Annotated in this window: 25 protein-coding genes and 1 pseudogene; 9 read left to right on the top strand and 17 right to left on the bottom strand. The window is 67.8% G+C overall.

What is annotated here, in order from left to right; translation table 11 throughout:
- The first annotated feature begins 123 nt into the window (after window positions 1–123).
- Both G3N61_RS22140 and G3N61_RS22135 read left to right on the top strand, forming a co-directional pair.
- Window positions 124–1,260, top strand: a complete 1,137-nt coding sequence (locus G3N61_RS22140; protein WP_080741528.1) for a branched-chain amino acid ABC transporter substrate-binding protein — start codon at window positions 124–126, stop codon at window positions 1,258–1,260.
- Between the two features lie 326 nt (window positions 1,261–1,586).
- Window positions 1,587–2,894, top strand: a complete 1,308-nt coding sequence (locus G3N61_RS22135; protein ID WP_043180859.1) for an MFS transporter — start codon at window positions 1,587–1,589, stop codon at window positions 2,892–2,894.
- A gap of 172 nt (window positions 2,895–3,066) precedes the next feature.
- Here the strand turns inward: G3N61_RS22135 and G3N61_RS22130 are convergent, their stop codons facing one another.
- From G3N61_RS22130 to garD, 4 genes are all read right to left on the bottom strand, one after another.
- On the bottom strand, window positions 3,067–3,504 hold the full coding sequence (locus tag G3N61_RS22130; protein ID WP_043180861.1) for a DoxX family protein: 438 nt from the start codon (window positions 3,502–3,504) through the stop codon (window positions 3,067–3,069).
- Between the two features lie 194 nt (window positions 3,505–3,698).
- Window positions 3,699–4,154, bottom strand: a complete 456-nt coding sequence (locus G3N61_RS22125) for an RbsD/FucU family protein (protein WP_043180863.1) — start codon at window positions 4,152–4,154, stop codon at window positions 3,699–3,701.
- A gap of 79 nt (window positions 4,155–4,233) precedes the next feature.
- On the bottom strand, window positions 4,234–4,626 hold the full coding sequence (locus tag G3N61_RS22120; RefSeq protein ID WP_089451814.1) for a nuclear transport factor 2 family protein: 393 nt from the start codon (window positions 4,624–4,626) through the stop codon (window positions 4,234–4,236).
- Window positions 4,627–4,906: 280 nt separating this feature from the next.
- Entirely contained in the window at window positions 4,907–6,460 is a 1,554-nt protein-coding gene (garD, locus tag G3N61_RS22115; protein ID WP_205823587.1) for a galactarate dehydratase, read from the bottom strand.
- A 229-nt stretch (window positions 6,461–6,689) separates the two neighbouring features.
- On the opposite strand from garD, the gene kdgD reads away from it, so the two are divergent.
- Window positions 6,690–7,604 (top strand): 5-dehydro-4-deoxyglucarate dehydratase, encoded by a 915-nt coding sequence (gene kdgD, locus G3N61_RS22110; protein ID WP_043180868.1) that lies wholly within the window; start codon window positions 6,690–6,692, stop codon window positions 7,602–7,604.
- A 114-nt stretch (window positions 7,605–7,718) separates the two neighbouring features.
- On the opposite strand, the gene G3N61_RS22105 is transcribed toward kdgD, so the two are convergent.
- Window positions 7,719–8,273: a hypothetical protein gene (locus tag G3N61_RS22105; protein ID WP_089451812.1), complete on the bottom strand. Its 555-nt coding sequence runs from the start codon at window positions 8,271–8,273 to the stop codon at window positions 7,719–7,721.
- A gap of 279 nt (window positions 8,274–8,552) precedes the next feature.
- On the opposite strand from G3N61_RS22105, the gene G3N61_RS22100 reads away from it, so the two are divergent.
- Together G3N61_RS22100 and G3N61_RS22095 are read left to right on the top strand one after the other, a co-directional pair.
- Complete coding sequence (locus tag G3N61_RS22100) at window positions 8,553–8,750, top strand: type II toxin-antitoxin system VapB family antitoxin (protein WP_069252544.1); 198 nt, start codon at window positions 8,553–8,555, stop codon at window positions 8,748–8,750.
- Window positions 8,747–9,118: a type II toxin-antitoxin system VapC family toxin gene (locus tag G3N61_RS22095; RefSeq protein WP_205823586.1), complete on the top strand. Its 372-nt coding sequence runs from the start codon at window positions 8,747–8,749 to the stop codon at window positions 9,116–9,118. The genes G3N61_RS22100 and G3N61_RS22095 overlap by 4 nt, the downstream gene beginning before the upstream one ends.
- Window positions 9,119–9,264: 146 nt before the next feature.
- On the opposite strand, the gene G3N61_RS22090 is transcribed toward G3N61_RS22095, so the two are convergent.
- Window positions 9,265–10,842 carry an aldehyde dehydrogenase (NADP(+)) gene (locus G3N61_RS22090; RefSeq protein ID WP_205823585.1) on the bottom strand — a complete coding sequence of 526 codons (1,578 nt, stop codon included), beginning with the start codon at window positions 10,840–10,842 and terminating at the stop codon, window positions 9,265–9,267.
- Window positions 10,843–11,089: 247 nt separating this feature from the next.
- On the opposite strand from G3N61_RS22090, the gene G3N61_RS22085 reads away from it, so the two are divergent.
- Window positions 11,090–12,469: an MFS transporter gene (locus G3N61_RS22085; protein ID WP_205823584.1), complete on the top strand. Its 1,380-nt coding sequence runs from the start codon at window positions 11,090–11,092 to the stop codon at window positions 12,467–12,469.
- A gap of 69 nt (window positions 12,470–12,538) precedes the next feature.
- Here G3N61_RS22085 and G3N61_RS22080 read toward each other — a convergent pair whose 3' ends face one another.
- Together G3N61_RS22080 and G3N61_RS22075 are read right to left on the bottom strand one after the other, a co-directional pair.
- Window positions 12,539–13,264, bottom strand: coding sequence for a site-2 protease family protein (locus tag G3N61_RS22080; RefSeq protein ID WP_043180875.1), 726 nt, complete (start codon window positions 13,262–13,264; stop codon window positions 12,539–12,541).
- Complete coding sequence (locus G3N61_RS22075) at window positions 13,261–14,214, bottom strand: DUF2167 domain-containing protein (RefSeq protein ID WP_089451808.1); 954 nt, start codon at window positions 14,212–14,214, stop codon at window positions 13,261–13,263. The genes G3N61_RS22080 and G3N61_RS22075 overlap by 4 nt, the downstream gene beginning before the upstream one ends.
- Window positions 14,215–14,410: 196 nt before the next feature.
- Here G3N61_RS22075 and G3N61_RS22070 point away from each other — a divergent pair, with 196 nt between their 5' ends.
- Window positions 14,411–15,256, top strand: a complete 846-nt coding sequence (locus tag G3N61_RS22070) for a helix-turn-helix transcriptional regulator (RefSeq protein ID WP_089451807.1) — start codon at window positions 14,411–14,413, stop codon at window positions 15,254–15,256.
- A 221-nt stretch (window positions 15,257–15,477) separates the two neighbouring features.
- Window positions 15,478–16,506, top strand: a complete 1,029-nt coding sequence (locus G3N61_RS22065) for a hypothetical protein (RefSeq protein WP_205823583.1) — start codon at window positions 15,478–15,480, stop codon at window positions 16,504–16,506.
- 15 nt (window positions 16,507–16,521) lie between these two features.
- Here the strand turns inward: G3N61_RS22065 and G3N61_RS22060 are convergent, their stop codons facing one another.
- Genes G3N61_RS22060 through zigA form a run of 5 tightly spaced genes read right to left on the bottom strand, consistent with a single transcriptional unit; the run spans window position 16,522 to window position 21,227 of the window.
- Window positions 16,522–17,904 (bottom strand): dihydroorotase, encoded by a 1,383-nt coding sequence (locus G3N61_RS22060; protein WP_205823582.1) that lies wholly within the window; start codon window positions 17,902–17,904, stop codon window positions 16,522–16,524.
- A 3-nt stretch (window positions 17,905–17,907) separates the two neighbouring features.
- Entirely contained in the window at window positions 17,908–18,468 is a 561-nt protein-coding gene (locus tag G3N61_RS22055; RefSeq protein WP_043180884.1) for a carbonate dehydratase, read from the bottom strand.
- Window positions 18,468–19,046 carry a 6-carboxytetrahydropterin synthase gene (locus tag G3N61_RS22050; protein ID WP_205823581.1) on the bottom strand — a complete coding sequence of 193 codons (579 nt, stop codon included), beginning with the start codon at window positions 19,044–19,046 and terminating at the stop codon, window positions 18,468–18,470. The genes G3N61_RS22055 and G3N61_RS22050 overlap by 1 nt, the downstream gene beginning before the upstream one ends.
- The gene (gene folE2 / locus G3N61_RS22045; RefSeq protein WP_205823580.1) at window positions 19,040–19,960 is read right to left on the bottom strand and encodes a GTP cyclohydrolase FolE2; all 921 of its coding nucleotides are present in this window, start codon (window positions 19,958–19,960) and stop codon (window positions 19,040–19,042) included. Before folE2 ends, G3N61_RS22050 begins: the two co-directional genes overlap by 7 nt.
- A 58-nt stretch (window positions 19,961–20,018) precedes the next feature.
- Complete coding sequence (gene zigA, locus G3N61_RS22040; protein WP_205823579.1) at window positions 20,019–21,227, bottom strand: zinc metallochaperone GTPase ZigA; 1,209 nt, start codon at window positions 21,225–21,227, stop codon at window positions 20,019–20,021.
- A 220-nt stretch (window positions 21,228–21,447) separates the two neighbouring features.
- Here zigA and G3N61_RS22035 point away from each other — a divergent pair, with 220 nt between their 5' ends.
- Window positions 21,448–22,269: a hypothetical protein gene (locus tag G3N61_RS22035; RefSeq protein ID WP_205823578.1), complete on the top strand. Its 822-nt coding sequence runs from the start codon at window positions 21,448–21,450 to the stop codon at window positions 22,267–22,269.
- Window positions 22,270–22,285: 16 nt separating this feature from the next.
- On the opposite strand, the gene G3N61_RS22030 is transcribed toward G3N61_RS22035, so the two are convergent.
- The 4 genes and pseudogenes from G3N61_RS22030 to G3N61_RS22015 all read right to left on the bottom strand — a co-directional run.
- Window positions 22,286–23,497 (bottom strand): acyl-CoA dehydrogenase family protein, encoded by a 1,212-nt coding sequence (locus G3N61_RS22030; RefSeq protein WP_205823577.1) that lies wholly within the window; start codon window positions 23,495–23,497, stop codon window positions 22,286–22,288.
- The gene (locus G3N61_RS22025; RefSeq protein ID WP_205823576.1) at window positions 23,494–24,336 is read right to left on the bottom strand and encodes a hypothetical protein; all 843 of its coding nucleotides are present in this window, start codon (window positions 24,334–24,336) and stop codon (window positions 23,494–23,496) included. Before G3N61_RS22025 ends, G3N61_RS22030 begins: the two co-directional genes overlap by 4 nt.
- Window positions 24,337–24,390: 54 nt before the next feature.
- The gene (locus G3N61_RS22020; protein WP_175022848.1) at window positions 24,391–25,047 is read right to left on the bottom strand and encodes a methionine ABC transporter permease; all 657 of its coding nucleotides are present in this window, start codon (window positions 25,045–25,047) and stop codon (window positions 24,391–24,393) included.
- Window positions 25,040–25,210, bottom strand: a pseudogene (locus tag G3N61_RS22015) (NIL domain-containing protein); the annotation flags it as partial. The gene G3N61_RS22020 and the pseudogene G3N61_RS22015, both read right to left, overlap by 8 nt.

Raw genomic sequence — 25,210 nt, 5'->3', positions numbered from 1 at the left:
GCAGCACGCGGCAAGCACGCACGGCCCTCGCATCGGCCTGCCGACCGAACCGTCTCGCCCGGTTTACCGGCGCCGGCCCGCCAGCCGGCGGCGGCCCAACCACGCCATCAAGGGGAAGTGAAAGTGAAGCTGAAGGTATCGCACGTCGCGCTGGCCGCTGCCTGCGCACTGTCGGGCGCGCACGCCATTGCCGCCGACGTCGTCAAGATCGGTTTCGCCGCACCGCTGACCGGCCCGCAGTCGAACTACGGCACGGACATGCAGAAGGGCGTGCAGCTCGCGATCGCCGATTTCAACGCGACGCGTCCGACGATCGGCGGCAAGCCCGTCACGTTCCAGCTCGATTCGCAGGACGACCAGGCCGACCCGCGCACCGGCACGACCGTCGCGCAGCGGCTGATCGACGACAACGTCCGCGGGATCATCGGACACTTCAACTCGGGCACGAGCATTCCCGCGTCCGACCTGTACGATCGCGCGGGGCTGCCGCAGATCTCGATGGCCACGTCGCCGCAATACACCGCGCGCGGCTACAAGACGACCTACCGGCTGCTGACGAGCGACGCGCAGGCGGGCCGCATCGTCGGCACGTACGCGGTGAAGACGCTGCGCTTCAAGCGCATCGCGATCATCGACGACCGCACGGCCTACGGCCAGGGCATCGCCGACGAATTCGCAAAGGCCGTCGAGGCAGCGGGCGGCACGATCATCAAGCGCGACTTCACGAACGACAAGGCGCTCGATTTCTCCGCGATCCTGACCAATCTCAAGGGGATGAACCCGGACGCGATCTTCTACGGCGGCGGCGACGCGCAATCGTCGCCGATGATCCGCAAGATGCGCCAGCTCGGGATGAAGTCGGCGTTCGTGACGGGCGAGATGTCGCGCTCGCCGACGTTCCTGAAGGTCGGCGGCGATGCGGCCGAAGGCGCGATCGTCTACATGGGCGGGCTGCCGAAGGAGAAGATGCCCGGCTTCGCCGGCTACGCGGCACGCTACAAGGCACGCTTCAACGAAGACGTGATCACCTACTCGCCGTACTCGTATGACGGCACGATCGCGCTGCTCACCGCGATGAAGGACGCGAACTCGACCGACCCGAAGGTGTACACGCCGTATCTCGGCAAGGTGTCGGTCAAGGGTGTGTCGGCGCCCAGCATCGCGTACGACGCGAAGGGCGACCTGAAGGATGCGCCGGTGACGATCTACAAGGTCGAGCACGGCGCGTTCAAGCCGGTCGACACGATCGCCGGCAACTGATACGCGAGACCCTGCCCCGCGCGGCGCGTCAGCGGCTCACCGGCCGCCCGCGCCGCGCGCGCTTTTGCTTCGGCTTCGGCTTCGTGATCCGAAGCGTTCCTCGGCGCGCACCCGCGCGCGCATTTTGCGCTCCTGTAGAATCCTCCCACCCGCTTTGACGCATCGCCCCCGCCGCACGCCACCCCGGTGCAGCGGTGCGTGTTTCGTGCCTCACCCGGCACGCGGCACGCTTCGACGATGCAAGCCGCGCCTTGTCAGTCCATGCCGATAGCGGGCCCTGGAGACGCAGCACCGACAACAACATTCGAAAACCGATCGTCCTGACCATGCAAGCTTCCGAATTGAGCGGCGTGCCTCGCGCCGCCGAACGTGCGCTCACGCGCAGCGACTACAAGACCCTTGGCCTTGCCGCACTGGGCGGCGCCCTCGAGTTCTACGACTTCATCATCTTCGTGTTCTTCGCGCCGGCGATTGGACAACTGTTCTTCCCGCACGACATTCCCGACTGGCTGCGCCAGTTGCAGACGTTCGGCATCTTCGCGGCCGGCTATCTCGCGCGCCCGCTCGGCGGCGTGATCATGGCGCACTTCGGCGACCTGTTCGGCCGCAAGCGGATGTTCACGCTGAGCGTGCTGATGATGTCCGTGCCGACGCTGCTGATGGGCCTGCTGCCGACCTACGACACGATCGGCATCCTCGCGCCGGTGTTGCTGCTGCTGTTCCGCGTGCTGCAGGGCGCGGCGGTCGGCGGTGAAGTGCCGGGCGCGTGGGTGTTCGTGTCCGAGCACGTGCCGTCGCGCCACATCGGCTACGCCTGCGGCACGCTGACCGCGGGCCTGACGGCCGGCATCCTGCTCGGCTCGCTCGTCGCCGCCGGCATCAACAGCCGTTACTCGACCGCGGAAGTCGGCGCGTTCGCGTGGCGCATCCCGTTCCTGCTCGGCGGTGTGTTCGGCCTGTTCTCCGTGTACCTGCGCCGCTGGCTGCATGAGACGCCGGTGTTCGCCGAGATGAAGGCGAAGAAGGCGCTCGCGGCCGAGATTCCGCTGAAGGCCGTGCTGCGCGACCATGGCCGCGCAGTGATCGTATCGATGGTGCTCACGTGGATGCTGTCGGCCGCGATCGTCGTCGTGATCCTGATGACGCCCACGCTGCTGCAGAAGCAGTTCCACCTGACGCCCGCGACGACGCTGTTCGCGAACAGCATCGCGACGCTGTGCCTGACGGCCGGCTGCATCACCGCGGGTTCGCTCGCAGGCTGGATCGGCGCGAAGCGCGTGCTCGGCATCGGCGGCCTCGGGCTGGCTGCGTGCTACTACCTGCTGTTCGTGCAGGTCGCGGCCGACGCGTCGACGCTGCCGCTCTACTACGGGATCGCAGGGTTCATGGTCGGCACGATCGGCGCGGTGCCGTTCGTGATGGTCAGGAGCTTCCCGGCCGTCGTGCGCTTCTCCGGCATCTCGTTCTCGTACAACGTCGCGTATGCGATCTTCGGCGGTCTCACGCCGGTGATCGTGTCGCTGATGATGAAGTCGAATCCGCTCGCGCCGGTCGTGTATGTCGCCGCGATCTGCGTGCTCGGCGCGATCGCCGTGCAGTTCTCGAAGGATGCGAAAGAGGATCCGTCGCACTGAGCGGCGGCGCGCCGGCGGTTGCCGCCCGTGCGGCGAGCAATCGCGGTGCGTGACCGGTCGCCGGCACCCCTCACCGGCGATCCATGAACAAAGGGCCGAACCCCGCGATATGCGGGATTCGGCCCTTTCGTATTTGCTTCAGCGGTAATTCAGCGGAAGACGCGCTACGCGCTCAGCGCAGGCTGCCGTACGACGAACTCGGCCGGCGCAGCGCATCGATGCTCGCGCCGCCCGCGCCCGTGACGAACAGCAGCAGGAAGCCACCGGCGATCGCGATGTTCTTCCAGAAGTGGATGACCATGTCGTGCTGGACCGCGGCGTCCGTCGCGTCCCAGAAGTTGTGCCCGACCATCGCGGTCGCGACCGTATAGAACGCCATCAGCAGTGCGAGCGGTTTCACCTTGTAGCCGACGATCAGCAGCAGGCCGCCGAGCGCCTCGATCGCGACCACGACCGGCGCCACGTACTGGGCGAACGGCACGTTCAGCCCACGCAGGTAACCAATGAAATCGCCGTAGCCGATCAGCTTCATCACGCCGCCCCACAGGAACAACGCCGCCAGCGCCAGGCGCGCGAAAAAAATGACGCCGGAATCGACGGAACGCGTCATGCCTCTCTCCTCGTATGCAATTCGGCCGACCGCCCGGAGCACACCCGGGCCACTCGGCGCCGCGCGACCCAGCGGGGCCCGCGGCAAATGGGCCAGCATAGACAGAGTTTCGGCCGTGTCCAAGAAAAAGGTTGTAGCAAATCTTTACACGGCGGCCACCGCGCGGCCCGAAGGCGGCGAGTGGGAAAAGGCGTTTAGCCCGCGTCGCTCAACAACACGCCCTTCTTGAAGATGAAGCAGCCGTAGCCGCGCAGCTCGCCGGTGACGATCACCGCGTAGGCCTGCTGCGCGCGCTCGTAGAACGCGAACCGGTCGACGCCCGCGAGCGGCACCGCGCGCCCTTCCGCGCGGTCGATCTCGGCCTGCACCTCGCGCTGCACGGGCGGCAGCGCCGCCGCGTCGCCGACGACTTCCATCCGCCAGGCGGGCGTGTCGACGAACGTATCGAGCGGCAGCACGGACAGCACCGCGCGCACGACGCGTGCCGAGTCGGCGCCGTCGATCCGCAACGCGCGGCCGACCACCGTGTGCTCCGCGACGGATTCCGCCGGGAAATTCGCGTCGCAGATCGCAATTTCGTCGCCGTGGCCCATCGCGCGCAGCGTGTGCAGGATGTCGGCGTGCAGCAGCGGGTCGAGATTCTTCAGCATGTCGGCTAGTCTCCGGGATCAGGAACAAACCGCATAACGTTACCCGATCCCGGTGACCGCCGGGCATGCGTCGCTCGCGTCACGACGCTGCGGCCGGCATTTCGTCGATGAAACCCGTGATCGACGCGAGGCGGCCCGACGCGTCGACCGTGCCGAAGTCCGAACCCTTCACGATCGCCGCACCGTCGGGCGACACGAGCGCCCACGAGAATCGCAGGTGCTGGCCGAACCCGTCGACATCGGTCGTGCGGCGGAAGCGGAATGCAGGGAAACGCGCCTGCACGGCCGCGATCATCGCGTCGATGCCCGCGTGGCCGTCGCCGGTCATCAGCGGATCGCGATAGGCGGCGTCGCCCGCATAGGTCGCATCGATCAGCGCGCGGCGGCGCGCGACGTCGGGTTCGTTCCAGGCGTCGAAGTAGCGGTCGATCAGGACGGCGTGAATGGACGAAGCGGATTGGGCGGTGTTCATGGCGAGGCTCCTTGTGTCGATGAGAGGACGCGGTGGCGAACGTGGCGTGTTTCGTGTTCGCGTGCAGTCATCGTCGCCGGCCTCGCACGGGCGGTCGATTACGTGCGGGGTAAGGAAATCGCGCCGGTCGCTTCGAGCCAGTGACCGCTCCACACGCCGGACATGACCCGCCATGCAGCAAGCTCCCCTCATCGTGGACATCCCGCCGACACTTGCTCCGCCGCAATGAAAACGGGCGCCCTCGGGCGCCCGCTTCGTCTGGCGGCAGCGGCAGCGCGCGTCAGGTCACCGGCGCCGGATTGAACAGTGTCAGCGCATTCGCGAGCTTCCATTGCTCGGCCCACGTGCGGCGCTTGCCGCTCGCGACGTCGAGCATCAGCCGGAACAGTTCCCAGCCGGTGTCCTCGATCGTGGCCGCGCCGGTCGCGATCTGCCCCGCGTCGAGATCCATCAGGTCGTGCCAGCGGCGCGCGAGATCGCTGCGCGTCGCGACCTTGATCACCGGCACCTGCGCGAGGCCGTACGGCGTGCCGCGGCCGGTCGTGAAAATGTGCAGGTTCATCCCGGCCGCGAGCTGCAGCGTGCCGCAGATGAAGTCGCTCGCGGGCGTCGCCGCGTACAGCAGGCCCTTCTGCTTCGCGCGATCGCCAGGACGCACGACGCCGGCGATCGGTGCGCTGCCCGACTTCACGATCGACCCCATCGCCTTCTCGACGATGTTCGACAGGCCGCCCTTCTTGTTGCCGGGCGTCGTGTTCGCGCTGCGATCGACGCGGCCGCGCTGCAGGTAGCGGTCGTACCAGTCCATCTCGCGGATGATCTCGCGTGCAACGTCCTCGTTCGCCGCGCGCGACGTGAGCTGCGCGACGCCGTCGCGCACTTCCGTCACCTCCGAGAACATGATCGTCGCGCCCGCGCGCACCAGCAGGTCGGCCGCGAAGCCGACGGCCGGGTTCGCGGTGAGCCCCGAGAACGCGTCGCTGCCGCCGCACTGCACGCCGACGACGAGATCCGACGCCGGGCATGTCTCGCGGCGGCGGCGGTTCAATCGCTCGAGATGCGATTCGGCCATCTTCATGATCGAGTCGATCATCGAGTTGAAGCCGACGTGCGCGGCATCCTGCAGGCACACGACACCGCCGTTGTCCGTCGCGCCGTCGGCCGCGACCGGAATCGTGCCGGGCGGCAGCAGGCGCTCGGGCTGCAGCTTCTCGCAGCCGAGGCTCACGGTCATCACCTCGCCGCCGAAGTTCGGATTCAGGCTGATGTTGCGCAGCGTGCGGATCGGGATGTCGGCGTCGGGCGCGTCGATCGCCACGCCGCAGCCGTACGTGTGCTCGAGCCCGACCACGTCGTCGACGTTCGGATAGCGCGGCAGCAGCTCGGCCTTGATCCGCTTCACCGCATGCTCGACGACGCCCGACACGCACTGCACGGTCGTCGTGATCGCGAGAATGTTGCGCGTGCCGACCGAGCCGTCGGCGTTGCGGAAGCCCTCGAACGTATAGCCTTCGAGCGGCGGCAACGGCGGCGCGGCGCGCGTCGCGAGCGGCAGGTCGTCGAGCCCGGGCGGCTCGGGCATGCGCATCGTGCGCTCGTTGACCCAGCTGCCGCGTCGCAGCTCGACCAGCGCATAACCGATCACCACGTTGTAGCGGACGATCGGGTCGCCGGCCGCGAGGTCGACCAGCGCGACCTTGTGCCCCTGCGGCACGCCTTCGCGCAGCGTCAGCCCGTCGGCGAACGTCGCGCCCTCGGACAAGCCGCCGTCGTTGACGACGATCGCGACGTTGTCGTCCGGATGCACGCGAATGTAGAGCGGGGAAGCAGTCATCGGAATTCCTGAAGGCTAACGGCCATATCGTTAGTCATCATACGACATTCAACCCAAACCGGCGATGCTGCGTAAACCCTTATCCGGAAAGACCCTACTATTTATCTGCCAGCAAACCGCTTGCGTCCCCCCTCCCCTCGTTGTACGATGACATACAACGACATCGCCAATGTGGCTCGTATGCCGTTCCCGACGAACCCAGCACTCGCGCTAGACGGACGACCCAACCATGACTTCACCGCAAGAACTCAAACAGATCATCTCCCACGGCCTGCTGTCCTTTCCGCTGACGGATTTCGACGTCGACGGCAGCTTCCGCCCGTCCACCTACGCCGAGCGCCTGGAATGGCTCGCGCCGTACGGTGCGAGCGCGCTGTTCGCGGCCGGCGGCACCGGTGAATTCTTCTCGCTCACGCAGCGCGAGTATTCGGACGTGATCCGCGTCGCGACGGAAACCTGCAAGGGCAAGGTGCCGATCCTCGCCGGCGCGGGCGGCGCGACGCGCGTCGCGATCGAATATGCGCAGGAGGCCGAGCGCCTCGGCGCGAGCGGCGTGCTGCTGATGCCGCACTACCTGACCGAAGCCAGCCAGGAAGGGATCGCCGACCACGTCGAGCAGGTATGCCGCGCACTGAAGATCGGCGTGGTGGTGTACAACCGCGCGAATTCGAAGCTGAACGCCGACATGCTCGAGCGCCTCGCCGATCGTTGCCCGAACCTGATCGGCTTCAAGGACGGCGTGGGCGAAATCGAAAGCATGGTGACGATCCGCCGCCGCCTCGGCGACCGTTTCGCGTATCTCGGCGGCCTGCCGACGGCCGAAGTCTATGCCGCCGCGTACAAGGCGCTCGGCGTGCCGGTGTATTCGTCGGCCGTGTTCAACTTCATCCCGAAGACGGCGATGGACTTCTACGAAGCGATCGCGAAGGACGACCACGCAACGGTCGGCCGCCTGATCGACGAATTCTTCCTGCCGTACCTGAAGATCCGCAATCGCCGCGCAGGCTATGCGGTCAGCATCGTGAAGGCGGGCGCGAAGCTCGTCGGCCATGACGCGGGCCCGGTGCGCGCGCCGCTCGTCGACCTCACCGACGACGAAGTCGCGGAACTCGACGTGCTGATCAAGAAGATGGGGCCGCAGTAAGCGGCAGGCAGTCAACCGGCACACGCTTCGGCGCGTGCCGGCGCGGAGCCGCGCGTTCGGCCCCGCTTGCGCTCTTCGACGGCCGCCCCGCGCTTCGCGGGCCGGCCGTTTTCGTCACATCTGCGAAATGGTGCCGACGATCCGGTAGCGCAGGCTGCCCAGCCTGAGCCGGGTCGTGGCGATCTCCGCGCCGGTGGCCGAGCGCCGCGCACGCGTGTTCGGATCGCTGGCGAGCATCTGGTCGAGCACGTCGGGATCGACGACTGCGTCGAAGAACCGCCCGATCGTGAGCATCGCGTACTGCTTCGCAGTGGCAAGCTGGCTGTTGGCCTGCGTCAGCGCGTCGGTGCGCAGGCCCGGGTCGCGCTCGTCGATGCTGCGGCGGTGTTTCAGCGCGAACACCAGCGCCTCCATGTCCAGCCTGAACCGCCTGACGGCCTGGCCGAATCGGAGCGAATGCGGATCGGAGCCGGTGACGGGCCGCCCCTGGTTGATCGTCACGTCGAATTCGCTGCCGCCCAGGTCGCGCTGCAATTCGAACAGCGCGTTGGCCAGCACGCGGCCTTCGCTGTATTCCCCGACCTGCGTGCGCACTGACTTCGCGACGTCGCCGACCGCTTTCCACAACCCGGCCGCGAACAGGTGGTCGCCACGTTTGCTGATGTTCATGATGCCGTTCCCTCTTGGTCTTTTTCTGGATCTCTCAGGTTTCGCCTGCGGGTCGGTCGACCCGGGGCTCCGGTACTGTAGGAGAAATTCCGGCGACGCGGAAGACGGCAAGATCAACGACCTCTTTTTCCCCACACAGCGCTGGCGCTCCCCCCGGGGCATCGGATCCTTCCTACCGCCTCGGCACGATCCAGATTCATGACTCACCCGGGTCAAGGCATCACCATCGTCATCAAGTGATGCCATAATTGATGCCTCATTCCTTTCCGGAGGTGCACCATGCGCACTACCTTGTCCCTTGACGACGCCCTGCTCGCCAAAGCGCAGCAATTAACTGGGGTGACCGAAAAATCGGCCTTGGTGAAAGAAGCGCTGCGCGCGTTGATCGCCCGCGAAAGCGCCCGGCGGCTTGCCCGTCTCGGCGGCACCGAACCTGATCTCGAATCCATCCCGCGCCGCCCGTCGGAGCCAGCATGATTCTTGTCGACACATCCGTCTGGATCGACCATCTTCGAGCCGGTGACGTCACGCTCACCGCGCTCCTGGAAACCGAACGGGTACTGATCCATCCTTTCGTCATCGGCGAACTCGCGCTCGGCAGCCTGCGAGATCGCCAGACCGTGCTGGATGCGCTGCGCGACCTTCCCGTCGCCACGTCGGCAACTGACGACGAAGTTCAGCGCATGGTCGATGTCGTGCCGCTTCACGGGCTCGGCATCGGCTACGTCGATGCGCACCTGCTTGCGTCGGTCCGACTGACCGATGGAAGCAAGCTGTGGACACGCGACCGGCGCCTGCTGAGCGCAGCAGACCGCCTGGGGCTCGCCGCGCATCCCGCCCACTGACACGGCGAGATCGGCACGACCCAAACCTGCCAGGCAAAAAAGGCGGAAGCGGCTCACCGGCCACTTCCGCCTTTTCGTTTGTTGCGACCGGCAAGCACTCAGGCTCACCGGTCGCAATGGATCGCGCCCTCAATCGAGGTGCGTCGTCACTCCGCCTTCCCGTCCCGCAGCCGCGGAATCTCAAGCGGATTGCGCTCCTGCAACCCTTCCGGCAGCAGATCGTCCGGGAAATCCTGGTAACACACGGGCCGCAGGAATCGCTCGATCGCGGTCGCGCCGACCGACGTGACCGCCGGGTTCGACGTTGCGGGGAACGGCCCGCCGTGCACCATCGCGTCGCACACCTCGACGCCGGTCGGGTAGCCGTTCACGAGCAGGCGCCCGGCCTTGCGTTCGAGGATCGGCAGCAGCCGGCGCGCGAGCGGCTTGTCGTCGGCGTCCAGCTGCAGCGTGGCCGTCAGCTGGCCTTCGAGCGCGTCGAGCACGCGCGCGACTTCGTCGAGATCGCGGCAACGCACGATCAGCGACGCCGGACCGAACACCTCGTGGCCGAACGCCGGCTCGGCCAGGAACGCCTGCGCACCGACTTCGTACAGCGCGCCGCCGGCCTGGCAGTCGGTCTGCGCCGCCTCGCCCGCGCCGATCTCACGCACGCCCGGCAGTTCGGCCAGCTTGCCGCGGCCGTTGCGATACGCGTCGGCGATGCCGCGCGTGAGCATCACGCCGGCCGGCTTCTTCGCGAGCGCCTGCGCGGCGACGGTTTCGAAGCGGTCGAGATCGGGGCCGTCGATCGCGAGCACGAGGCCCGGGTTGGTACAGAACTGACCGACGCCGAGCGTCAGCGAATCGACGAAGCCCGTCGCGATCGCATCGCCGCGTGCGGCGAGCGCCGCCGGGAACAGCACGACGGGGTTGATGCTGCTCATTTCCGCGTAGACGGGAATCGGCTGCGGGCGCGCGTTCGCGAGTTGCACGAGCGCCATGCCGCCCTGCCGCGAACCCGTGAAACCGACGGCCTGGATCGCCGGATGGCTGACGAGCGCCGCGCCGATCACGCGGCCGGGGCCGACCAGCAGCGAGAACACGCCGGCCGGCATCCCGGTTTTGGCGACGGCGGCGCGGATCGCGCGGCCAACCAGCTCGGACGTGCCGAGGTGTGCCTCGTGCGCCTTCACGATCACCGGGCAGCCGGCCGCGAGCGCCGACGCCGTATCGCCGCCAGCCACCGAGAATGCGAGCGGAAAATTGCTCGCGCCGAACACGGCGACGGGCCCGAGCCCGACTTTCTGCAGCCGCAGGTCCGAACGCGGCAGCGGCGTGCGGGCGGGCTGCGCCGGATCGATCGACACGGCCAGGAAACGCCCGTCGCGCACGACGCGCGCGAACAGCCGGAGCTGGCCGACGGTGCGGCCGCGCTCGCCCTGCAGCCGCGCGACAGGCAGGCCCGTTTCGGCGTGTGCGCGCTCGATCAGCGCGTCGCCGAGCGCGACGATTTCATCCGCGATCGCGTCGAGAAACGCCGCGCGGGCCGCGAGCGGCTGTGCGCGGTATGCATCGAACGCATCGCGCGCGAGTTCGCATGCGCGCTCGACGTCGGCCTGCGTCGCGACGCCGAACGCCGGCGCGTCGATCGGCGCGCCTTTCGACGGGTCGAACGCGCGCAAGGTACCGGCCGAGCCGGCCACCGCGTCGGCGCCGATCAGCATCTCTCCTGTCAGTTGCATGGGGTGTGCTCCGTGGTTCGGGAATGGGTGGCTCATTGTAGCCCAACAGATACGATGTCCGCTCACCATGAATCAATATTCTCGCTCGTACCCGGGCCGGCGCCAAAACACACCAAATCCTTACCAAACGGGCAAATCCTCGAAATACTGACGATTTCGCGTCATCATCCAAAGGGAAAACCCGAGCTTTCTGCCTCTGATCATTGCCAATAAACTGCCACCATGTCATACGACGACATACATTAAAGTGCCTAATCAGACTACCTCTCGCGACCTTCCGCTCGACCTCGCGCGCACCGCGCGCCGGACCGCCGTGCGCTACTGGATCCTGGCGATGCTGTTCGTCGTCACGACGCTCAACTATGCGGACCGCGCGACGCTGTCGATCACCGGCACGCCGATCCGCAAGGCGTTCGGCATCGATCCGGTGACGATGGGCTACATCTTCTCGGCATTCAGCTGGGCGTATGTGCTCGCGCAACTGCCGAGCGGCTGGCTGCTCGACCGCTTCGGCGCGCGCCGCGTGTATGCGGCCAGCATCTTCCTGTGGTCGGCGTTCACGCTGCTGCAGAGCACGATCGGCCTAGGCGGCAGCGCCGCGTTCGCGGTCGCCGCGCTGTTCGCGATGCGCTTCGCGGTCGGCATCGCCGAAGCCCCCGCGTTTCCCGCGAACGCGAAGGTCGTCGCGAGCTGGTTTCCGACCGCCGAGCGCGGCACCGCGTCGGCGATCTTCAACGCTGCGCAATACTTCGCGGCCGTGGTGTTCTCGCCGCTGATGGCGTGGCTCACGCACGCGTACGGCTGGCACCAGGTGTATCTGTGGCTCGGCCTCGCGGGCGTCGCGCTCGCGTTCCTGTGGCTGCGGGTCATGAAGGATCCGGCCGACCATCCGGCCGTGAATCGCGCGGAACTCGAGCACATCGAACAAGGTGGCGGCCTGGTGCGCACCGCCGCACGCGGCAGCAACGGCTCGCGCTCCGAAAGCAGCCGCGTCGCCGGCTGGTACTACGTGCGCCAGTTGCTGTCGAACCGGATGCTGATCGGCGTGTACCTCGGCCAGTACTGCGTGAACGTGCTCACGTACTTCTTCCTCACGTGGTTCCCGATCTACCTCGTGCAGGCGCGCGGGATGTCGCTGCTGAAGGCCGGCTTCATGACGTCGCTGCCGGCGATCTGCGGGTTCCTCGGCGGCGTGCTCGGCGGGATGCTGTCGGACGGGCTGATCCGCCGCGGCGTGTCGCTGACGCTCGCGCGCAAGATCCCGATCGTCGGCGGGATGGCGCTGTCGATGGTCATCATCGGCTGCAATTACGTCGACAGCGAAGTGCTGGTGATCGCGCTGATGGCCGTGTCGTTCTTCGGCAAGGGCATCGGCTCGCTGGGCTGGGCCGTCGTCGCGGATACCGCGCCGAAGGAAGCGATCGGCCTGTCGGGCAGCCTGTTCAACATGTTCGGCAACACGGCCGGGATCGTCGCGCCGATCGCGATCGGCTACCTCGTCGGCGCGAGCGGCTCGTTCAACGGCGCACTCGTGTTCGTCGGGCTGAACGCGCTCGTCACCGTGTTCAGCTATCTCGTGATCGTGAAGGACATCAGGCGCGTCGAATTGCGTCATCGCGACGCCTGAGGTTCGACCACGCAAAAAAAACGGCGGCCGCGTAAAACCGGCCGCCGTTTTTGCATCAGGTATCGGGCGTCAGATCGACGAATGCGCGACGCGCAGCATGTCGTGCACGCCGGACGTCATCAGCGCGAGGAACGCGAGCAGGCCGACGTAGCAGAGCGCATAGGTCGTCTTCGTCTCGATCGACGTCGCGTAGTACACGCGGTTTTCCGGCGCGTCGGGATCGTAGCGCCACGCGCGTTTCAGCTGCGGCAGCGCGAGGATCGCCATCACGATCAGCAGCGGGCTCGGGCGATACACGAACAGCGCGATCAGCACGGGCACGCCCGCGAACCAGATGCGCGGCGACAGCACCGCGGTGATCCGCCCGCCGTCGAACGGCGACAGCGGAATCATGTTGAACAGGTTCAGGAAGAAACCCGTGTACGACAGCGCGAGCAGCAGGTTGCTGTCGGTGTGGCGCGCCGCCGCGTAGCAGGCCAGCGCACCGAGCGTACCGACGAACGGCCCGGCGAGCCCGACATACGCCTCGGTTTCCGCGTCGTGCGGCATCTCCTTCAACTGGATCCACGCGCCGACAAACGGGATGAAGGTCGGCAGCCCGACGTCGAGCCCGCGCCGCTGCGCGGCGAGGTAGTGGCCGGCCTCGTGCACCAGCAGCAGTGCCACGAAACCGGCCGCGAACCGCCAGCCGTAGAACAGCGCGTAGACCGCGATCGACGCGAGCATGGTGCCCGCCGACACGAGCACCTTGCCGAGCTTGAGGCCGCCGAAAATCAGCAGCAACAGCTTCGTCATTCCTTGCGCTCCGCGCCGGACACGTCGGATGCGTCGGCGACGGCCGGCACCGCGGCCGGCTTCGGCTTGCGCCCGAAGAAGCGCTTCAGCGCCGCGCCGCCGGCCAGCAGCGCCACCGCGCCGATCTTGAAGAACTTCACCGCGAACGCGCCGATCAGCGCGAGCAGGCCGAGCTTCTTCGCGCCGACGCCGACGATCAGCGCCGCGAGGCCATACTCGGCGACGTGGTCGGTCGACTTGTTGAAATCGGCGTAGCGCTTGCCGTCGTTGAAGCTGATGTTCGACAGCAGGTCATCGGCCGACGCCTTGTATTTCGGCAGGTCGGCGAGCGTCGATGCCATCGTCAGCGACAGGTAGCCGTCGCGGCCGAGCACGAGCGTCCGGTAGTTCACGCCGTCGTTCTCGGCGTTCGGGGCCGCGCCCTTGTCGCGGATGATCGCGGACCACACGAGCCGGTGCGTGGCCGCGTCGTACGCAGGCGCCTTCGCCCAGCCGACCACTTCGGTTTCCGGCAGGCCGCGCTCCTTGCGCCCGGGGTTGTCTTCCTCGGTGCCGGCCTGCAGGCTCTTCAGCAGCTCGTCGGGCTTCCAGTCCTTCGCGTCGTCGTCGCGGATATAGCCGCTCGGCTCGAACGACACGACCGAGATCCAGTCGGCATCGGGATCGTCGGGCAGCACGAGGCCGACCAGCTTCGTTTCATCGATCGAGTTGCCCATCGAGCGCAGGTAGCGGCCGGCTTCGGCGGCCGGCACGAACGATTCGCCGGCCTTCAGCTTCAGCACGGCTTCGTGTTTCACGTCGATATCGGTCGGGCCCTTCACGACCGCGTCGTTGGCGGCCGCGGCGGCGGCCCTCATTTCCACCTGCGCAGCTTCGGTCTGCGCGTAGCTGGTGGTCACGGCGAATGCAAGCGTCGCCACGCAGGCGAGCCGGACGGCAAGTTTTTTCATTGTTGGATTCCCCTGGAATGCCTTGTCGTAAATATGCACGGCGTCGGCCCAGGCGTTTTCAATCGCGGGTCCGGCGTCGTCTCTCAGTTGGCACGGGGGCTATGGTAACGCAGCGACGCGACACGCCCGAGAAACGGCGCGCTGCTTACGTCGCAGGTAATGCCCAAGGTGCGCGGGATTGCCTATCATCAGCGTCATGAACCCGACCGCCGCCCTGCATTCGCCCTCCCCGTCCGCCAGCCGCGCATCCGGCATCGGCCCGCTGTTGCGCACGTGGCGGCAACGCCGGCGCCTGAGCCAGATGGCGCTTGCGCTCGACGCGGAAGTCTCCGCGCGCCATCTGAGCTTCGTCGAATCGGGCCGCGCGCAGCCGAGCCGCGAGATGGTGCTGCATCTCGCGGAGCGTCTCGACGTGCCGCTGCGCGAGCGCAATGCGCTGCTCGTTGCGGCCGGCTTCGCGCCGCTGTTTCGCGAACGGCCGTTTTCGGATCCGCAACTGGATGCCGCGCGCCATGCGGTCGAAGCGGTGCTGCGCGGCCACGAGCCCTACCCGGCGCTCGCCGTGGACCGCCACTGGACGCTGCTCGCCGCGAACCGGATGCTCGGCGCGCTGGTCGCGCAGGCCGATCCGGCGTTGCTGCAGCCGCCCGTCAACGTGCTGCGGCTGAGCCTGCATCCGGACGGCCTCGCGTCGCAGATCGTCAACTGGCATGAATGGCGCGCGCACATCCTGCATCGGCTGCAGCGGCAGATCGATGCAAGCGGCGACCGTACGCTGCACACGCTGCGCGACGAACTCGCCGCCTATCCGGCGCCGGCCGGCCAGCCCGACGACACGCATGCGCGCACCGACTTCGCGGATATCGCCGTGCCGCTGCGGTTGCGCACGGCGGCCGGCGAGCTGACGTTCTTCAGTACGACGACGGTGTTCGGCACGCCGGTCGACGTGACACTGTCGGAACTCGCGATCGAGGCGTTCTTTCCGGCGAACCCGGAGACGGTGGACGCGATGCGGGCGCTGGCGGACGCGTTGCCGGGGTAGTCTCGACGGCGTCGTGACGGAAACGCACCTGACATGCACGCGGCCGGCGCCGGACAATCGCGTTTGAACACTACAATGTGCGCCATTCGTACAAGATCCTGAAAGACCGTCCGCCACCGAGGGCCGACCGCGTGGCGGCACCCTTCACCTGACGATGCCGGCATGTCCCGCGGCGTCGAGGCCATTCCAACAATGAATCCATTCCGTCGTTCGCGTTTCCGATGATTGCCGCTCCGATTTTCTCCGGCGCCTTCTTCATCGTGCTCGGCCTTTCGTTTCTGGCGACCGTGTCCGTGCTGGTCTGGGCTGTCACGCTGGCGTTGTCGTCTCGCGCTCGCGGATGGTTTCGCACGCACCGGGGACGCGCATCTGGCCTGTTCGGCACGCTGTGCGTGACGAGCAGCTTCTTTGTGGTGCTGGCGATCGCCTATCTGCGGATCGACCTGCAATCCAGAAAGGAGGAGGCCGCGCGGCATCCGACGCTGGAGAAGGCCACTCACTTGCTGGGCGTCGACATGCCGGCCGGCACCACCCTGTCGCTCACGACTGCCGGCAACCTGGCATCGATCGACGAGGCCACGTTTCCGCATGAGGTCAGCGTCTACGGCATTCCCGCCGTGGCGCTGCGGCCGGCGTCGGAATACGACGACGAAACACCGTGGCACGACCAGTCGCCCGTCACCCTCACGGCCCTGTCGCTGACCGTCACCGGCCCCCGCCCGATCGACGGATGGGTGTGCGGTCCGGGCGGGCCGCTGGAAATCGTGTTGCGCAAGGATGCCCGGATCAAGACGCTCTGGTGGTGCCACCTGGCCGACGGCAACCGCGTGGCCGGTTCCCTCGTGCCGGCCGGGTCGACCCTGATCAGAGGCACGACCCTGTATCTCGACGGCTCGCGTGACAACGACTATTGGCACCTGACTGTCGCCGAAGGCGCCCTGTTCGAACTGGCCGGATTGCCGTTGCGTAGCCCGGTGTTGAATCTCGACCGGCAACATCGCGTCGTGGCCCTCGCGTCCGGCACCCTGGCGCGCGCCGCCAGCGTCGGTGAGTTCACCTACCCCGCCGGAACCAAGGTCTCGTCCTTGGCACCCGGATTCCGCGAGAAATATCCCGGCGCATGGCTCTTCTCGCCTGCAGCAGGCCAGCCGGCCGTCAGCAAGAGCGACGGCACGATCGCCGACGGCCTGTCGGTCGTGCAGGCTCCGTCGGGGAAGGCTTACGTGCTCATCCGGAACCCCGCGCACTGAACGGGTAACGCGTCGCTACGCCGCCGCATCCAGAAACGTCACGGCCTGCCCGGCCGGCGCCCCGTTCAGCGCACCGTCGCGCACGACAATTTGTCCGCGCACGACCGTGTGCACGGGCCAGCCCGTCACCGCGCACCCGTCGTACGGCGTCCAGCCGCTCACGCTGGCGATCCATTCGTCGCGGATGATGCGGCGCGCGCGCAAGTCGACGAGGCTGAAATCGGCGTCGTAGCCCACCGCAATCCGCCCCTTCCCCGCGATGCCGAAGATCCGCGCCGGCCCGGCGCTGGTCAGGTCGACCAGCCGCGCGAGGCTCAGGCGGCCCGCCTGCACGTGATCGAGCATCAGCGGCAGCAGCGTCTGCACGCCGGTCATCCCGCTCGGCGACTGCGGATAGGGGCGGCGCTTTTCGTCGCGCGTATGCGGCGCGTGATCGCTGCCGATCACGTCGACCACGCCATCGCGAACGGCCTGCCACAGCGCGTCCTGATGATGCCGTTCGCGCACCGGCGGATTCATCTGCGCGAACGTGCCGAGCCGCGCGTAGCAATCGGGGGCGTGCAGGCTCAGGTGATGCGGCGTGACCTCGACGGTCACGCGATGCCGGTGCCGCGCGAGCAACGCCATTTCGTCGGCGGTGGACACGTGCAGCACATGCAGCCGGCGGCCCGTCTCGGCGGCCAGCCCGACGATGCGCCGCGTCGCGGCCAGTGCGCTTTCCGTGTCGCGCCAGCGATGATGATCGCGCACGTCGCCGCTCGCCTCCACGAGCGCCCGGCGTTCGCGCAGCCGCGCCTCGTCCTCCGCGTGCACGGCCATGCGCCGCCGCCCGTTGCGCACGATCCGGCGCAACACGGCTTCGTCGTCGGCCAGCAGATCGCCGAACGAACTGCCCATGAAGACCTTCACGCCCGCGCAGCCCGGCAGGTTCTCGAGCACCGGCAGTCGTTCGGCGTTCGCGGCCGAGCCGCCGATGTAGAACGCGTAGTCGCACCACGCACGGCCGTGCGCGAGATCCAGCTTGGCCTGCAGATCCTGCGCGGTCAGCGTCAGCGGATGCGTGTTGGGCATCTCGAAGATCGTCGTGACGCCGCCGAGCACCGCGCCGCGCGTGCCGGCCTCGATGGTCTCCTTGTGCGTCAGGCCGGGTTCGCGGAAATGCACCTGGCTGTCGACGACGCCCGGCAGCACATGCAGGCCGCCGGCATTCAGCCGGACATCGGCGCTCCAGGTGCCGTGCAACGCGCCCAGCGCGACGACACGGCCGCCCGCGCACGCGATGTCGATCCGCTCGGCACCGTTGGACGTGATCGCCGTGCCGCCGTGCACGAGCAGGTCGGCGTGCCGTCGCTGCAGCGCGTCGCCCGCGCCCCCTTCGCGTCGAATGGGCTCGTCCATGATTCAGAACTCGTTCTGGATGTGCTTGTAGCCCAGCACCAGCGCATTGTTCGTGCGCGCGACGTCCTCGGAGAAATCGCTCGCGTCGGCCGTCACCTGCGGCAAGGCGGCGAGGTCGGTTTCCGGCCCGATGCGCTCGGTCGAACGCACGTAGAAACCCGGCGGCAGGTGGCAGCCGTCGACGACCGCGTTGTAGCGCACCACACAGCCATCGTCGATCGTGCAGTTGAACAGCACGCTGTTGAAGCCGACGAACACGCCGTTACCGACCTTGCACGGCCCGTGGACGATCGCGCGATGCGCGATCGACGTATGCCGGCCGATGGTGACGCTCGCGCCCGACTTCGAATGGATCACCACGCCGTCCTGGATGTTCGAATGCGCACCGATCACGATCGGCGCGATCCGGCCGCCGCTATCCGTTTCGTCGGCGCGGATCACCGCGTACGGGCCGATGAACACGTTCTCCTCGACGATCACGAGCCCGCACAGAATGGCGGTCGGATCGACGAATGCGCTCGGGTGAATCTGCGGCAGGTCGCCGCGCGGGTTCTTTCTGATCATCAGGATGCCTGACTGGAAATGGGGCGGCCGCGCTTGATCCGCTCGAACAGGCCCGGATCGCGCCACTGCCCGGCGATGGCCGGCGCGAACACGATGTCGTCCAGGTCGATACGGCCCATGCGCGGGTTGAACGCATCGTCGCGAAAACACTGCGCGTAACCGGTCTCGGTCTCGTGAACGATGACCGAATGCAGCCGCACGTCGGCTTCGCCGTTCGCCATCCGGGTGCAGGACAGCGCCGCATCGACGAGGCGGAAGAACACGCGCGAGAACTGCTCGGCGCTCGGCGACACGGGCAGCAGCACCCAGCGTTCGGAATGCCGGCGCATGCTCTCGACATAGCCGGGGTCGTCATCCGACCACAGCGTCACCGCATGGTCGAACGCGTCGATCAGGTCGCGCACGTCGCCCTTGAGCAGCCCGAAGTCGTAGATCATCTGCCCGCGATCCAGTGCATGCGCTTCGAGCAGCAATTCGACGCGGTACGAATGGCCGTGGATCGAATGCGAACAGCGCCGCGTGCTGCAGCCGCGCACGACGTGCGCGTTCTCGAACCGGAACAGCTTGCGGATCAGCATGCGTCGGCGCCTTCGCGCACCGGCGCGGCCCAGGCCACCGCATCGTGCGGATGCAGGCTTTCCAGATGGCGCACGTGCACGCGCGGGCTCGCATGGCGGCCGTCCAGCGCGGCCTGGACGCGGCGTGCGGCATCCTCGACGAACATCAGGTTCTCGCCGTTCAGCACCGCGAATGCCTGCTCGTCCGCGCGCTTGACGGCCGTCTGCACCGGCGTGCCGAGTGCGTGCTCGATACGGTCGATCAGGTCGACCAGCCCCAGCGTCGCGCCATCGGCCGGCAGCCTCACGCTGACGACGGCTTCGCTGCGCTGGCTGTGCGGCGTGGCCGCCGTCGCATGCCGTTTCAGCCACGCAGCGACCGCCGCCGGCTCCACGCGATCGTCGCGGCCGAATGCCGTCAGGAACGCCTGCTCGACCCAGTGCCGCGACAAGGCGGCCGAGCACGGGCACGTCGACGAATAGACGACCGTCACCTGCGCGCGCAGCTCGAACCCCGCGCCGCTCAGCGTCGCGTCGACACGAACCGGATAGGCCTTCCACCCGGCCAGCCCGTCGGTCACCAGCGCGGCGCGACGCGCCAGCAGGTCGAAGCGCAGCCGCAGCCGCGCACTGCGCGTATCGCAGTCGAGATGGCTGTCGACCATGGCTTGCAACACCTGCTGAAGACCGGCCGGCGACAGCGCCGCGCCGTCGCCGAGCCCGTCGAGCAGCCGGTACAGCCGCGACATGTGGATGCCCTTCACGTGCGGCGCGGGCAGATCGACCTGTACGTCGGCGCGCGCATGCACGTCGCGCCGGCAGCCGGGCTCGGCCACCGCGACGGGCAGGTCGATGCCCTGCATGCCGACCCATTCGAGCGGGCGGTGGCCCGGCGCGGCGTCGGTCAGGCAAATATCGGGAAGCGGTGCATTCATGCTCGGGATCCGGTGGAGCGCCTTCTCCATCCGGATCGATGCAGGAAGCGCGTTCAGGTCACGACCAGTCGTGAAACGGGTTGTCCCACGTGGTCCAGTGGTCGGGGCCGGTGGCCATTTCGGTGTCGGTCAGCAGACACGCGTCGAAGCGCGCGCGCAGCGCGGGCTCGTCCATGTCCATGCCGATCAGCACGAGTTCCTGCCGCGCATCGCCGACGCGTTCGTCCCAGCGCGCACGGATCTGCGCAACGGCTTCCGCGTCCTGCGGCCAGCGCTCGGGCGGCATGGCCGCCCACCAGTAGCCGGCCGGCCCGTGCCGCGCGATCGCGCCGGCCTGGGACCACGAACCGGCGACGGTCGGGTGGGTGGCGAGCCAGAAGAACCCTTTCGAGCGGACGACGCCCGGCCATTCGCTTTCGACGAAATCGAAGAAACGCTGCGGGTGGAACGGCCGCCGCGCGCGGTAGACGAAGCTGCGGATCCCGTATTCGTCGGTCTCGGGCGTATGCGTGCCGCGCATCTCCTGCAGCCAGCCCGGCGCGCGCGACGCCGCGTCGAAATCGAACAGGCCCGTGTCGAGCACGCGCTCGAGCGGCACCTTGCCGAATTCGGCGATCTCGATCCGCGCGCGCGGGTTCAAGCCGCGCAGCAGCGCGACGAGTCGCTCGCGCGCGCTTGCGTCGATCAGGTCGATCTTGTTGATCACGATCACGTCGCAGAACTCGATCTGGTCGATCAGCAGATCGACCACCGTGCGCGCATCCTCGTCGCCCATCGATTCGCCGCGCGACTGCAGGCTGTCGCGCGACGCGTAGTCGCGCAGGAAATTGAACGCATCGACCACCGTCACCATCGTGTCGAGCCGCGCGACTTCGCCGAGGCTACGGCCGTCCTCGCCTTCGAACGTGAACGTCTCGGCCACCGGCAGCGGCTCCGAGATGCCGGTCGATTCGATCACGAGCTGGTCGAACCGCCCTTCGCGCGCGAGCCGGTCGACCTCGATCAGCAGATCCTCGCGCAGCGTGCAGCAGATGCAGCCGTTGCTCATCTCGACCAGCTTCTCGTCGGTGCGCGACAGCCCCGCGCCGCCATCGCGCACGAGCGCGGCGTCGATGTTGACCTCGGACATGTCGTTGACGATGACCGCGACACGCCGGCCCTCGCGATTGTTCAGGATGTGGTTGAGCAGCGTCGTCTTGCCGGCGCCGAGGAAGCCGGACAGGACGGTCACGGGAAGCCGCGTGGACGGGTGGAGTGCGGAGCTCATCGGGCGATTCCGGAAGGAAGGTGGGCGATCATCGAGTGATACATTGTATCGCAACGATATAACATATCATTTCAAACGTCCAGCATGCCGGTCGTGCGTCGGCGATTCACAATCCCGCCGACGTGCCGGGTTCGACACGGCGGCACCGCACGCGGCATGCCGATTGAAAGGTGTGATTGATAAGCTTCCCGGCGAGACCGATGGCCCCCCTCCACACACCATGAAAAAGAAAACCTTCGTTGCGTTGTCGCTCTGCGCCGTGCTGCCCGGTATCGCGCTCGCCCAGTCGATCGCGGCCCCCGTGCTGAAGCCTGGCGATACCTGGACCTACATCAACACTGTCGAAATCGGCCCGAACGGCTGGCACCAGACGCGCGACCAGATTTCCGTGCAGCGCACGACGTCCGACCACATCTACGTCGAAACCCAGCAGAGCGGCACGACGCAGGCGCCGCGGGAACTGATCGTGGACGCGGACTGGAGCCGTTCGCGCAGCGTCAACGGCACGGAAACCGTGGTGAACCGTCCGCTGGCGTTTCCGCTGACGGTCGGCAAGACGTGGACGATCCAGTACAGCGAGTCGCACCCGAATCCGCGGCACGCGTCGGAAGCGTACGAGACGCACTACAAGGTTGTCGGCCCCGACACCGTCACCGTAGCGGGCGGCAAGTTCGATGCAATCAAGGTCGAGGCCGAAGGCACGTGGAAGGCGCAGCTCGCGCCGGGGCAATCGGTCACGTCCGGCGTGTCACGCAACGCGAACGGCTCGACGATCGTGATGCAGAGCCGCAACAGCGGGATGGCGGAAGGGACCGGCAAGACCTACATGGCGTTCTGGTACGTGCCGGCGGTCGGCCGCTGGGTCAAGTCGGTCGAGGAGTTCTACGACACGAACGGGACGCGGAATGCACGCTACTCGAACGAACTGGTGTCGTTCAAGCGCGCCGGCGTGGAGGGCGGCGCACCGCTGGCCGGTCAGCCCACGCTCGCGCCCGCCGCGGTGGCCGTCCCGCCGGAAGCCCTGCCGACCGTCGACCAGTAACGGAGCGCGCGCTCACTTACGTATAGAGCGACGCCGTCGGCAACTCGCCCGTCAACGCGAACCGGCCCACATCGCGCAGCCGGTAGTCGAGCGGATCATGCAGCGTATGCGTGCGCGCGTTCCGCCAGAAGCGGTCGAGGCCGAGCGGCGCGGCCGTCGCGCGTGCGCCGCATGCGTCGAACAGCGCCTCGCCGTTCTCGAGCGCCGCGCGCTGGGCGACGATCTTCGCCTCCGATACCGCGAGCGCCACCTCGGCGCGCTCGTCCGCCGTCAACGCATCCTGCCGCACCCACGCGCGCTGCAACGCGGCGGCCGCGCGATCGGCCAGCGCCGCCGCCGAGATCGCCCGCACGCGCATGTCGCCGAAGCGCTGCAGCGTGTACGGATCGTCGCTCGCCTGCGCGACCGCCGACTGGATCCACGGGCGGCCCTGCGTCAGCACGTAGTCGCGCGCTTCCGCCAGCGCACCTTCCGCGAGCCCGACGAACAGGTTCGTCAGCACGAGCTGCGACACGAGCGTGCGTAGCGTCGCACGCGGGGTCGGCGGCGCCTCGGAGCGGTGCAGCACCTCGTCCGGCGCGAGCGCCACACCGTCGAAGCGCACGCTGCCGCTGTCGGTCTGGCGCTGGCCGATCGGATCCCAGTCTTCGTTGACCGTGATTCCCGCGCGATCGGTCGGCACCACGCCGAACACGGTGCGGCCAGTGTCCGGATCGTACGCGGACACCGTCATCCGCTGCGAGCCGCGCGTGCCTGAGCAGAAGCCCTTCACGCCGTCGAGCCGGTAGCCGCCGTCAGGCGTCGCCGTGGCCACGAGCCGCGTGTCGAGCGGATTGACCGCATTGCCCCACCACCATTGCTGCTCGACCGTGCCACGCAGATAGCGCTCGCGCTGCGCGGCGTTGCCCCACACGTCGACGCTCACCACCTGCAGGCACTGGAATCCGACGAGATGCGCGAGCGCGCTATCGACGCGCGCGATCTGCCGGATCACGTCGTAGATCGCCGGCCACGCCGCCTCCTGGCCGCCGAGCGCACGCGGAACCGCGAGCGTCAGCAAACCCGCGTCGGCGAGCCACTGCTTCTCCTTCGCCGCGTGACCGCCCGCGCGATCGCGCGCTGCGGCAGTGGCGCGCAGCGCGCCGATCGCGCGGGTCAGCGCGGCGCCGTCGAGGGCGGGCGTATCGGTATCGGGCGCGAAGGTCGCCGGGCCACGTGGATCGTTCATGCGACGGCTTCCTGTGCAACCGCTTCATCCGACAGCGGCACGAGCGCGCCGAGCCGGCGGCCGGTCAGCCGCGCCAGGATCTCGCGCCGCCAGTCGTCGTAGATCGCGCGGTATTCGGCGATATCCGCGCCGAATACCTGCGCGGTGTGCGCGTACTCGTCGTGCAGATAACCATCGAGCCGCGCCTGCGTTTCCTCGTCGGCCGCGATCACGCGATCGATCAGCGCGTCGCGTTCCGCCGCCGGCAGCGCCTTCAACGTGTCGAACCACCACTGGACGATCTGCACGCGATGCCACTCCTCGTCCGGCCGGATCCGGTTCTCGCCGTGCTCGCGCATCGCGGAATCGCCGATACGGCCGGTCTTGCGCTGGATCCACAGCTTCGCGAGGATGTGCAGCTCGTAATGCCATTCGAACGCGAGAAAGCCCGCGACATCACGCACCGCGATGTCGCCGATGCGCGCCCAGTGCGCGGCGACGAGCCGGTCGACTTCCGGCAGCGGATCGCGCCCCGTCAGTTCGGTCACGCGTTCGCGGCCGATCACCGCGTGCGCGCCGTCGTCGCCGAGCTGGCGCGACAGGATCAGCTGGAAATGCGGATCGTTGCTGAACAGCGTGTCGATCGCCTTCGCGACGACCTGCACGATGAACAGGTCGTGCGACGCCATCTTCGTGTAGTAATCGGCGACGGCGGCCCGTTCGTCGTCATTGCGCGGCTCGCGCGGCGGCGTGGCGAGCTTCGCCGGGAAGTCCGGGCGATGGCGTCGTGCCACGTCGAGAAACAGCGCTTCCTCGAATTGTCCGTTCCATTCGCGCGGTGCGCCGATGGGCAAAGTCATAGGTTGTGTTCTCTCAGGATCAGGAATGAAGCGAGCGGACGCTCGTGACGTCGCTCAGGTACGCCGGGTCACGCGTCGGACCAGGCGGTCGCCCGTGATTTGCACGGCCGAGACGAGCGCGATCAGGATCACGATCACGGTCGCCATGACGGTGGTGTCGAAACGCTGGTAGCCGTAGCGGATCGCGAGATCGCCGAGCCCGCCCGCGCCGACGGCGCCCGCCATCGCGGTCGAGCCGATCAGCGCGACGACGGTAATGGTGAAGCCGCCGAGCATGCCGGGCAGCGCTTCGGGCAACAGCACGTGCCAGACGATGTGGCGGCGCTTCGCACCCATTGCGAGCGCGGCCTCGATCAGCCCGCGATCGACTTCGCGCAGGCTCACCTCGGCGATCCGCGCGAAGAACGGGATCGCGGCGATCGACAGCGGCACGACGGCCGCCCAGACGCCGATCGTCGTGCCGATCAGCACGCGCGTAAACGGCAGCAGCGCGACGAGCAGGATGATGAACGGCGTCGAGCGGAACACGTTGACGAGCGCGCCGAGCACCGCGTTGGCGCCGCGCCGCTCGTAGATGCCGCCGGGCGCAGTCGTCACGAGGATCACCGCGAGCGGGATGCCGATCAGCGCCGCGATCACGGCCGATGCGGCAACCATCGACAGCGTGTCGCGGATCGCGTCGAGCAGTTCGGGCCACCAGAGGTCAAACATAACCGAGCACCTCCGCGTGATTCGCGTGGCGGCGCGCGCGTTCGAGCAGTGCCGCCACCGCACCGCCGCGGGCCGGCGACTGGCCGGCGTCGTCCGCGCGCGGGGCTGCCGCGATCACGAGCCGCCCCTGCGCATGCCCCTGGATGCGCTCGATCCCGCCGTG

This window comes from Burkholderia sp. Ac-20349 (assembly GCF_017104865.1).
Taxonomy (GTDB): domain Bacteria; phylum Pseudomonadota; class Gammaproteobacteria; order Burkholderiales; family Burkholderiaceae; genus Burkholderia; species Burkholderia aenigmatica.
The sequence above is the reverse complement of the archived record's forward strand: the minus strand, read 5'-3'. Positions and strand labels throughout refer to the sequence as shown.

What these genes read in the sequence shown, in the direction of transcription:
- kdgD (WP_043180868.1), top strand. Translation starts at nt 6,690, where the DNA reads ATGACTTCACCGCAAGAACTCAAACAGATCATCTCCCACGGCCTGCTG.
- G3N61_RS22075 (WP_089451808.1), bottom strand. Translation starts at nt 14,214, where the DNA reads ATGAAAAAACTTGCCGTCCGGCTCGCCTGCGTGGCGACGCTTGCATTC.
- G3N61_RS22025 (WP_205823576.1), bottom strand. Translation starts at nt 24,336, where the DNA reads ATGACTTTGCCCATCGGCGCACCGCGCGAATGGAACGGACAATTCGAG.
- G3N61_RS22120 (WP_089451814.1), bottom strand. Translation starts at nt 4,626, where the DNA reads ATGAACACCGCCCAATCCGCTTCGTCCATTCACGCCGTCCTGATCGAC.
- garD (WP_205823587.1), bottom strand. Translation starts at nt 6,460, where the DNA reads ATGACTGCTTCCCCGCTCTACATTCGCGTGCATCCGGACGACAACGTC.
- G3N61_RS22020 (WP_175022848.1), bottom strand. Translation starts at nt 25,047, where the DNA reads ATGTTTGACCTCTGGTGGCCCGAACTGCTCGACGCGATCCGCGACACG.
- G3N61_RS22100 (WP_069252544.1), top strand. Translation starts at nt 8,553, where the DNA reads ATGCGCACTACCTTGTCCCTTGACGACGCCCTGCTCGCCAAAGCGCAG.
- G3N61_RS22095 (WP_205823586.1), top strand. Translation starts at nt 8,747, where the DNA reads ATGATTCTTGTCGACACATCCGTCTGGATCGACCATCTTCGAGCCGGT.
- G3N61_RS22065 (WP_205823583.1), top strand. Translation starts at nt 15,478, where the DNA reads ATGATTGCCGCTCCGATTTTCTCCGGCGCCTTCTTCATCGTGCTCGGC.
- folE2 (WP_205823580.1), bottom strand. Translation starts at nt 19,960, where the DNA reads ATGAATGCACCGCTTCCCGATATTTGCCTGACCGACGCCGCGCCGGGC.
- G3N61_RS22055 (WP_043180884.1), bottom strand. Translation starts at nt 18,468, where the DNA reads ATGATCAGAAAGAACCCGCGCGGCGACCTGCCGCAGATTCACCCGAGC.
- G3N61_RS22070 (WP_089451807.1), top strand. Translation starts at nt 14,411, where the DNA reads ATGAACCCGACCGCCGCCCTGCATTCGCCCTCCCCGTCCGCCAGCCGC.
- G3N61_RS22125 (WP_043180863.1), bottom strand. Translation starts at nt 4,154, where the DNA reads ATGCTGAAGAATCTCGACCCGCTGCTGCACGCCGACATCCTGCACACG.
- G3N61_RS22060 (WP_205823582.1), bottom strand. Translation starts at nt 17,904, where the DNA reads ATGGACGAGCCCATTCGACGCGAAGGGGGCGCGGGCGACGCGCTGCAG.
- G3N61_RS22135 (WP_043180859.1), top strand. Translation starts at nt 1,587, where the DNA reads ATGCAAGCTTCCGAATTGAGCGGCGTGCCTCGCGCCGCCGAACGTGCG.
- G3N61_RS22130 (WP_043180861.1), bottom strand. Translation starts at nt 3,504, where the DNA reads ATGACGCGTTCCGTCGATTCCGGCGTCATTTTTTTCGCGCGCCTGGCG.
- G3N61_RS22105 (WP_089451812.1), bottom strand. Translation starts at nt 8,273, where the DNA reads ATGAACATCAGCAAACGTGGCGACCACCTGTTCGCGGCCGGGTTGTGG.
- G3N61_RS22090 (WP_205823585.1), bottom strand. Translation starts at nt 10,842, where the DNA reads ATGCAACTGACAGGAGAGATGCTGATCGGCGCCGACGCGGTGGCCGGC.
- zigA (WP_205823579.1), bottom strand. Translation starts at nt 21,227, where the DNA reads ATGAGCTCCGCACTCCACCCGTCCACGCGGCTTCCCGTGACCGTCCTG.
- G3N61_RS22030 (WP_205823577.1), bottom strand. Translation starts at nt 23,497, where the DNA reads ATGAACGATCCACGTGGCCCGGCGACCTTCGCGCCCGATACCGATACG.
- G3N61_RS22080 (WP_043180875.1), bottom strand. Translation starts at nt 13,264, where the DNA reads ATGACGAAGCTGTTGCTGCTGATTTTCGGCGGCCTCAAGCTCGGCAAG.
- G3N61_RS22035 (WP_205823578.1), top strand. Translation starts at nt 21,448, where the DNA reads ATGAAAAAGAAAACCTTCGTTGCGTTGTCGCTCTGCGCCGTGCTGCCC.
- G3N61_RS22050 (WP_205823581.1), bottom strand. Translation starts at nt 19,046, where the DNA reads ATGCTGATCCGCAAGCTGTTCCGGTTCGAGAACGCGCACGTCGTGCGC.